The organism is Methanoculleus sp., from assembly GCF_036677455.1.
In the GTDB taxonomy this organism is placed as follows: domain Archaea; phylum Halobacteriota; class Methanomicrobia; order Methanomicrobiales; family Methanoculleaceae; genus Methanoculleus.
The window spans coordinates 48,167-54,631 of record NZ_JAVBWL010000017.1 but is presented as its reverse complement, the minus strand read 5'-3'; the positions used below and the strand labels follow the sequence as shown (position 1 = coordinate 54,631).

The window sequence follows — 6,465 nt, the reverse complement described above, 5'->3', positions numbered from 1 at the left end:
CGACGAGGTTCTCAGGAACGGGACTGCGCCGGGCACCTATGACGGCGATATCCGGCCGAATCTGCTCTCTGCCTTCGACTACTACATGGGAACCGTGCTTGCCGCACACGGGCGGGCCGCAGAGGGGATCACGTGGCTGAACGCCGCCGCTCTTGCCGAGGAGGACGATCTCCTCTCGGCGGGGTTTCTCCTCGGCTTTCTCGAGCGCCATAACGGAAGGCTCGCCATGCCCACCGTGGCGTTTGCCGACCCGCGCCCGTTCATGCACTTTGCCGGCGTCCCCATGATGCAGGAGGCACGAAAGCGGTTCGTTGCACAGTGCGGCAACACCCTGCCGCAGTTCGATGAGCCATTCTCCATGATGGACATCGGGTGCGGCAACGGAGGGCTCACCGTATCGCTGCTAGAGCACCTGCAGGGCGCCGGCAAGGTCGCCGGGATCGGCGAGGTCCTCCTCATCGACTCGTCGCCTGCGATGCTCGCCCTTGCGGAGAAGACCGTCCGCGAAGCATTCCCCGATACCCGCATAACGACCGTGAACAGCCGGATCCAGGACTGTTCCGGCAGCATCGATCACCGGTTCGATCTCGCCGTCAGTTCGCTTGCCTACCACCACATGCCCCTTGAACAGAAGAAGGTCCACCTTGCGCGGCTCAAACCCTGGATCGACCACTTCGTTCTCTTCGAGATGGACGCAAACAACGACACACCGGAGATGTACTCCCCGGAGCTTGCGCTCTCGGTCTACCAGTCCTACGGGGGCGTCGTCGATGCCGTCTTCTCGCACGACGCCCCGGTGGACGTGGCCGTCGCCTGCGTGGACCTCTTCCTGATGACGGAGGTCATCTCGTTCCTCACCGAGCCCCGCGGTGTGAGGACCGATTACCATATGCTGCAGGGCCAGTGGCAGAGCCTCTTCACGGAATGCCTGGGCCCGGAGTTCACCCCCGGCTGCCACTCGCCCTGCCATGCGGACGAGCAGACGACGCTCTTTACGATGCATTACGGGCGGGAAGCATAGGCAGTACTGCAACTCCGTGCTGAAGGGAACGGATGCAGGAACGCGAGGAGGAAGCGATCATGGGACGGGCCTCCGGTCTTTGGAGGAACGGCTTGAACGTACGAGGGGTGAATGCGGCAGCGAAGATCCCGCACCCATACGGCCCTCCCGCCCCCGGTGGGCGCCGCCCTGGACAAACGCCGGGTGCAAATCTAAAACTACGGGAAGGTTCAACGTATAAACAGAATCTGGAGAAGACAGCAAGCCAACCCGGGCCAGGGATGCCCAACGGCGATCCTGTTCTTCAATACCTTCCCCCCGAGGCGCCCCCATGGACTATCCCCCCGACAGAACCCGGAGATCTCAAAAATACCTTGGAGATCATGGCCTGATTGTTCTGATCGCTCTCCTCTCCGCCTTCGTCCCGCTCTCGACCGACCTCTACCTCCCCGCCCTCCCCGGCATGGGGGATTACTTCGGCGTCTCCGCGAGCGAGACAAACCTCACCCTGATCCTCTTCTTCCTCTTCTTCAGCCTCGGCCTGCTCTTCTGGGGGCCGCTCTCCGATAAATACGGCCGCCGACCCGTCCTGCTTGCCGGGCTCGCGCTCTACATCGCCGCAAGCATCGGCTGCGCCGCGTCGCTCGCGATCTGGCACCTGATCGCATTCCGCATCCTCCAGGCAATCGGGGGGAGCGCCGCTGCTGCGGTCGCGACTGCGATGGTCAAAGACGTCTACGACGGGAGGAAGCGTGAGTCGGTCCTCGCGCTCGTCCAGTCGATGGTCGTCATCTCGCCCGCCGTCGCCCCGGTCCTCGGCGCGTTCATGCTCCCCTACACATCGTGGCGGGGCCTCTTCGTGGCACTCGCTCTCATCGGGGTCGTCTCGATGATCGGCGGCCTCCTCCTCCAGGAGACCATCCCCTCGCGGTATACCGGTACCGTGGCACAGTCCGTTCGCCGGCTCGGGACCGTGCTCAAAAACCCCGGTTTCACCTCGCTCCTCATCGTCTTCTCGCTCGTGAGCACCGCATCGCTCGCGTTCGTCTCCGCCTCGTCATACATCTACCAGGAGGAGTTCGGGCTCTCGGAGCAGGGGTACAGTCTCTACTTCGCCCTCAACGCCATTGCCCTGATAGCCGGCCCGTTCCTCTACCTCTGGCTCTCACGGCACGTTGACCGCCGGCCGATCGTCGCGTCCGGCTTTGCCGTCATTATCGCCGGGGGTGTTCTCGTCTGCCTCTTCGGGAACCTGGGGCCGCTCTTCTTTGCCCTCGCCCTCTTCCCGGCGTCCCTGATGGGGAGCTCTGTGCGGCCTCCGGGTGCGTTCCTGATGCTCGACCAGCAGAAGGAAGACACCGGCTCCGCATCCGCCCTGATCAACTGCTCAGGCCTCGTCTTCGGCAGCGCCGGGATGATCCTCGTCTTCCTCGATGGAGGGAGCCTCGTCTTCACCCTGGGCGTGATCAACGTGGCGGTTGGGGTTGTGTGTCTTGCAGGGTGGGTGCTGATCGTGAGACGGGGGCTGGTGAGGTTCTGATCGGGTCCGGCGAGGATAACTAAAAGGCAATTGGCAAAATTAATGCCGCGTGACTCCGATCTTCTGTGAAGGGGTTTTGTTATGGGTCGGGATCTTGATACGCGGTTCTCACAATTGCTTGAGGCAATAGCAGAGCATGAGAACACAACCGTTGAGATGTTGGGAGATAAATTCGCATCTAAAGAGATCGAGAACAGAAGAACGTTTTACCCTCAGTTGAAGCAGGTTCTTTTGCGGCAGGAACTGGATATTGCTGAGTTCAGAAAGGTCATAAAAAATTGCTGGGCATCGGGAAGTAGATTTGACATCATCCAATTCGGAAGGTTCATCGAAGAAGAGAAAGCAGCAATTCTGACAATTCAAACGCTTATCAATGACTTCCCACAGGACGATGTCGAAGCAGCCGCCCGAATTGATGCATTTACCGACGAAGCGGTACGCCTTGGATACCAGGACAAAAAAGGTTCACCGAACGGGTCTGCTGCAGCAGCACTGTGTAGCGTTCTACTGACTGCTCTCTTCCCGGAGAGTTTTGTTGACTACAGGCAGTCGCGATGGAGAGATTTTGCACAGAAAGTGGGCTACGACATCTCTTTTCCGGCTGCCGGGAGTTATGGTCAGGGCATCATATGGGCCGGACAATTTGCGGCAGATCTTACTGAAACCAGAACATTCAGACGGACATGGCAAGACGAACACCCACTATGGACGGTCGCGGGCATTGCCTGGGCACTGCCCGGATTGAAATTAAGTGAGATCGATCCAATGCCTGGCATAACAACCGAAGATGATGAAATAACAACCTTGCTCGCGCACAAGAAACAGGTCATCCTGTACGGCCCTCCGGGTACGGGAAAGACGTACCGTGCGAACAACTACATCTCACATCTCAACGCCCATGACTATGAAGTTCATGAAGACTCGCTCCTCGATCAACGGATCTTCTCCGTGACTATTTATGAGCCAAGAGACGGCCAGATTCTGGACATGGCCCCAGGAACCCGTTTCCTCTACGACTGGAAAGGGAGGCGAAACTGGCAGACATACTATGACGAGCTCCAGGAGAGCGATGTAGCGCTGGCATATACCGCCGGAAAGATGCGCAGGTTCACGACGGTGGTGAGGTGCATCCGAAAAGAAGCGGACTCCATAGAATTTGAGGTGGTTCAGCAGTTCAACGGCCCGTCATTTGAAGATATGAAGAACGATCCCGGATTGAAAGAGTCTATCCTGGTGCGAATACAAATGGCGTGCGGCCTGAAACAGTTGAGTCAGGTCGAACTGCAACGGATCATCGCGCTTTCCGAAGGCCTGACATACGAGTCACTTGGTATCGAGTTGAAGAAAATTCGGGAGATAATTCCAAACAAAGAGTTCGTCACCTTTCATCCCTCCTTCGGCTACGAGGATTTCATCGAAGGTCTCCGTCCAGTCACCACCGAAGACGGCACCCTCACCTACCGCGTGGAGGGCGGCATCTTCAAGTCGTTGTCTCGCCGTGCATTCAATGCGCTCGCAGACAGGGCCAGGATTGAAAACCGGTGGAATGAACCGGGGAGCATTCCACCCCTTGACGACAAGGAGAAGAAAGAACTACTGAGTGTTGCGCCAGAGGTGCCCTTCTACCTCATCATCGACGAGATCAACCGTGGGGATATCTCCAGGATCTTTGGAGAACTGATCACACTCCTTGAGGCTGACAAACGCTACGGTGAGGAGCATGAGATCACGATAACCCTCCCCTACTCCAAAGAGAAGTTCGCAATCCCGCCGAACCTCTACATCATCGGCACGATGAACACCGCCGATAAATCGATATCGCTCGTCGATGCCGCGCTCCGACGTAGATTCGGTTTCATCGAGATGATGCCCGACTACGATGTCCTGAGGAACATTTCAGGCAATAAAGACGGTGGGGCAAGGGAGATCATCGATATCGCTACGGATGCCCTGGAAGCGATAAATGGGAGAATTACAGCAAATTATGACCGGGATCATCAGATCGGCCACAGTTATCTGATGAAAGTAAGAGATACCGGATCGCGAGATGATGCGCTTGAGATGCTACGCTTCGCGTGGTACCATGAGATCGTTCCCCTCCTTCAGGAGTACTACTATGACGCGCCCGCCAGGTTCAACGAGGTTGTCGGGAGCAGATTCATCAAAATATCTCCAGATGAACGTGGTTTCGAAGTCCGTGAGAGACTGTACGGTGACGAGTTCCTCATGGCAGTTGAAGCGCTTGCGAACACGAACCATGAACAAGGACGCGCCGAACCAGATGAATGAGATCCGATCAGTAGCAACCCTCTTTGAGTACGGGAGATACCCCTACAGATCCTCAAAAACGGATTCGTTCAGTGGAGAAACTCTCTACCTGACCGACAAAACCATCGAACTGCTGGACTCTCTGAACCACAAAAAACCATTCCTTGATATCGGCAGGAACACGATAAAACCGTTGAACTACGTCGGAGTAGTAAGAGCCAGCGGCTTCACCGTTCAGATCTTTCCCAAACTGTTCAAACACGGGAGTTATCGGGAACAGAGATCTACAGTGGCCGGAAATCTCCTCAAGATGCTCTCCCATACAAGAAACGTTCCCATCACCGAAGTAGACCTGACGGGTCTTGACCTCAGGAAGATGGACATCTTCGAGGTCTTCATTCATCTCTTTGCAAAGAACCTGTTGGTCACGATGAAGAATTCACTAAAACGAGAATACATCCAGGACTCAGACGAACTCCGGGTAATCCGCGGGCGAATAGACATCAAGCGCCACATAAACCCCGCCCGGATGCACATTATCCCCTGTCTTTACCACGAATTCTCGATTGACAACCTCCTGAATCGAACCCTCAAGTATACGTGTTATCTTATGTCGAGGACGGTTTCTGACTTTGCAACGATCCGGTTGCTCCGTTCGATCATAAATCTCCTCGATCCGGTGACGCTGACGCCGGTCTCTGTAGCCGAGATCGATCGTATTACATTCTCCCGACTCAACCGCATCTTCGAGCCCTATATCCGGATGTGCAAAATATTCCTCTCGAACTCTTCCCTCACCTTACAGGCTTCAAAAGTCGAATTCTTCTCGCTGCTGATCCCCATGGAGAGGTTGTTTGAAGAGTTCATCAGCACGGTCCTCTCAGAAAACCCGGCATACTTCTTCGGGCGTGATATGCCGATCAGATCGCAGGCAACCGTGGGCAGGCTCGCCAGAGATATGAGCGGCACTGAGGTCTTCAATTTAAGGCCGGATATCGTCATCGGAGCCCCCCGGATCGAGGTTGTCATCGATACCAAGTATAAGCAGCTGGATCAGAACGACCGGAATCTAGGCATCTCACAGGCAGATCTCTACCAGATGTATGCGTATGCAACAAAGACCAACGCCAGGAGATGTATACTCCTTTACCCCGAGGCACTTCTCGCACAGAAGCGGGATTTAATCCTCCCGGTGCGCTCTCCCGATGGAACAGAAACCGACGTTCCACTGATGATCCGGGCAATTCGGCTCTCTCATGATCTCAATCGTAAAGAAGGGTGGCAAAGATTTCTCAGCGAACTTAAAGAGGTTGTGAACCCACTGCGATGAGCGTCCTTAACAACGCCGCCACCTTCCGATGGTACACGAGGAGGACGCGACCCTTCCCCCGGTGAGCCGCGATGCAAGCGCCCGGACGCCCGTCGAATACTACGGCGTTCCCGGGGCTGAAGGTCAGGACGTATTAGAGACCGGCGATGCATCCGGCCTGCCATCAGCGACGGAATCAAACACTGTGGCCACGCACGCTATTGTCTGAGAGAAGATGGCTTAATACGGGGACAAGTTCAGCCGGATCCTCGACCTGCTTGAGCAGCACGCGACCACGGGCCTGACCGTAACGCCTTTTTCACCCTCGATGCACCCACCGTCGATGCC

4 protein-coding genes are annotated in these 6,465 nt (G+C 56.3%); all 4 read left to right on the top strand.

Translation table 11 applies throughout. The features are described 5' to 3' along the window. Positions 1-1,021 (top strand): class I SAM-dependent methyltransferase (locus V6K60_RS04845; RefSeq protein WP_332449381.1); only part of this gene is annotated, 1,021 nt, incomplete at its 5' end. A 310-nt stretch (positions 1,022-1,331) separates the two neighbouring features. Further along, positions 1,332-2,540, top strand: coding sequence for a multidrug effflux MFS transporter (locus V6K60_RS04840; protein ID WP_332449380.1), 1,209 nt, complete (start codon positions 1,332-1,334; stop codon positions 2,538-2,540). An 81-nt stretch (positions 2,541-2,621) separates the two neighbouring features. Beyond that, complete coding sequence (locus tag V6K60_RS04835) at positions 2,622-4,829, top strand: AAA family ATPase (protein WP_332449379.1); 2,208 nt, start codon at positions 2,622-2,624, stop codon at positions 4,827-4,829. Then, positions 4,798-6,138: an McrC family protein gene (locus V6K60_RS04830; RefSeq protein WP_332449378.1), complete on the top strand. Its 1,341-nt coding sequence runs from the start codon at positions 4,798-4,800 to the stop codon at positions 6,136-6,138. Before V6K60_RS04835 ends, V6K60_RS04830 begins: the two co-directional genes overlap by 32 nt. Positions 6,139-6,465: the final 327 nt, after the last annotated feature.